The organism is Rhodobacter sp. NTK016B, from assembly GCF_017303295.1.
In the GTDB taxonomy this organism is placed as follows: Bacteria; Pseudomonadota; Alphaproteobacteria; order Rhodobacterales; family Rhodobacteraceae; genus Pararhodobacter.
Map to the genome: position 1 here is coordinate 1 of NZ_JAFKOK010000072.1, position 241 is coordinate 241.

Annotated in this window: 1 pseudogene; it reads left to right on the top strand. The window is 68.5% G+C overall.

What is annotated here, in order from left to right:
- Positions 1–241: pseudogene (locus tag JI664_RS23745) on the top strand (hypothetical protein); the annotation flags it as partial.

Sequence of the window (241 nt, forward strand, 5' to 3'; positions counted from 1 at the left end):
GCACGGGCATCGTCTCGCGCACCCTGATCTGGGTGACGGCGAAGACCCGCGACACGGGCACGCCGGTCTCGCTGGGCCTCTGGTCGGGCAACGGCACGCGCAGCTTCACGATTGGCGGGGCGTCGCGCAGCTATGTCGGTCCGCGCATTCAGAGCCTGCCGCCGATCAAGGCTGCGCTCGGCCTGAAGGTGCGGCAGCTGTCGCTACCAATCACGAACCTGACCGAAGAGGTACGCGAGGC